Source organism: Campylobacter sp. BCW_4341, from assembly GCF_001764255.1.
In the GTDB taxonomy this organism is placed as follows: Bacteria; Campylobacterota; Campylobacteria; order Campylobacterales; family Campylobacteraceae; genus Campylobacter_D; species Campylobacter_D jejuni.
Genome location: NZ_MKAH01000031.1, coordinates 1 through 2,281 on the forward strand (window position 1 = coordinate 1; position 2,281 = coordinate 2,281).

Here is a 2,281-nt window from a genome sequence, read left to right on the forward strand (position 1 = left end):
GCCTTTGATGAAGAAGGAAATTCACACTCAAAAGGTTTTGATTTTGGGGAGAAATTTAGCGGTGAAGAAAATATAGACAAACTTAAAGTCCCCGCCTATGCAGGTAAAGGTGAAGTTTTAACTCATATAACTTGGAATGATTATCGCATAAAACTTGAATATCTTTTTGCTTGCAATGATCAAAAGGCTAAATTTTACAATGCTACTGAAGGTGGAGCAAGAATTAATTTTGCTGAAGAACTTTCCTTTAAAGAATGTTGTGAAAAACTCCTTACAAAAGAAAAACCTAAATTTGAACTTCCAAAAAGTTTAACTAAAAATAGAAGTGATAAACTCCTAGTTAAATTCAAAGAAAAAATACAAAAAGATCAAGATAATGCTAAAAGATTTTTAAATGATGCTTTAGCTTTAAAACAAATTTTAGAAAATATACTCAGTAAAGATTTTATTTTACCTTTGGAATTTTTAGAAAAAGTTTATCAAAATATAGAAAATTTCAATCACTCTTTAGATGAAGATGAGTTTATACAGGATGAAGTTTTAAGAGGAGCCTTTGCTTATCGTGGAAAAATGATTGCTGATGTATTAAAACTTCATATACAAAATAAAACGCATTTTATCACAGCCTATATCAAAGCTTACCATGAATGGTTGCTTTATTTTATAGAAAAGTTAGAACAAAAATACAAGTCTTTGTCAAAAGTATGAAATTTTATTACTAAAGTATAAAATATTTTTTTGATTGCACGATATAGCATTTAACAAGTTCATGGATGAGCTTGAATTTTTTTAAAAGGATTTAAAATGGGATTTCGTATTAACACCAATGTTGCAGCTTTAAATGCTAAAGCAAACGCTGATTTAAATAGTAAAAGTTTAGATGCTTCTTTAAGCAGACTTAGTTCAGGTCTTAGAATCAACTCCGCAGCAGATGATGCTTCAGGGATGGCGATAGCAGATAGTTTAAGATCACAAGCTAATACTTTAGGTCAAGCTATATCTAATGGTAACGATGCTTTAGGTATCTTACAAACTGCTGATAAGGCTATGGATGAGCAACTTAAAATCTTAGATACAATTAAAACTAAGGCAACACAAGCAGCTCAAGATGGACAAAGTTTAAAAACAAGAACTATGCTTCAAGCAGATATCAACCGCTTGATGGAAGAACTTGATAATATAGCAAATACTACTTCATTTAATGGTAAACAACTTTTAAGTGGAAATTTTATCAATCAAGAATTTCAAATCGGTGCAAGTTCAAATCAAACTATAAAAGCTACTATAGGACCAACTCAATCTTCTAAGATAGGTTTAACACGCTTTGAAACAGGAGGAAGAATTTCATCTAGTGGTGAAGTACAACTTACTCTTAAAAATTACAATGGTATAGATGATTTTAAATTTCAAAAAGTTGTGATTTCAACTTCAGTTGGAACAGGACTTGGTGCCTTAGCTGAAGAGATCAACAAAAGTGCTGATAAAACCGGTGTTAGGGCTACTTTTACAGTAGAAACTAGAGGTATATCAGCAGTTAGAGCAAGCACTACTTCAGATGATTTTACTATCAATGGGGTAAAAATCGGCCAAGTAGAATACAAAGATGGTGATGCTAATGGAGCCTTAGTTGCTGCGATTAACTCGGTTAAAGATACTACAGGGGTTGAAGCTTCAATCGATCCTAATGGACAGCTTTTGCTTACCTCAAGAGAGGGTAGAGGGATTAAAATCGAAGGTGATATAGGTAGAGGTGCTTTTATCAATCCAAATATGAAAGAAAACTATGGTCGTTTGTCTTTGGTTAAAAATGATGGTAAAGATATTTTAGTAAGCGGTACAGGTCTTGAATCTGCAGGTTTTGGAGCAAGTCAATTTATCTCTCAAGCTTCTGTTTCTTTAAGAGAATCAAAAGGACAAATTGATGCTAATATCGCTGATGCTATGGGATTTGGTTCCGCAAATAAAGGAATTATGTTAGGTGGTTATTCTTCTGTTAGCGCTTATATGAGTAGTCAAGGAAGTGGATTTTCAGCAGGTTCAGGTTATTCTGTAGGTAGTGGTAAAAACTATTCTACAGGTTTTGCAAATGCTATAGCTATTTCAGCTGCTTCTCAACTTTCTGCAGTGTATAATGTTTCTGCAGGTTCAGGTTTTTCAAGTCAAAGCGGACTTTCTCAGTTTGCAACCATGAAAACAACTGCTTTTGGAGTAAAAGATGAAACAGCAGGTGTTACCACACTTAAAGGTGCTATGGCAGTGATGGATATAGCAGAAACAGCTA

1 protein-coding gene and 1 pseudogene are annotated in these 2,281 nt (G+C 33.2%); both read left to right on the plus strand.

The features are described from left to right. Nucleotides 1-708 (plus strand): annotated as a pseudogene (locus tag AJN70_RS04580) (motility associated factor glycosyltransferase family protein); the annotation flags it as partial. A gap of 96 nt (nucleotides 709-804) precedes the next feature. Then, nucleotides 805-2,281, plus strand: a 1,477-nt coding sequence (locus tag AJN70_RS04585) for a flagellin (RefSeq protein ID WP_070295535.1), incomplete at its 3' end; no start/stop codon positions are given.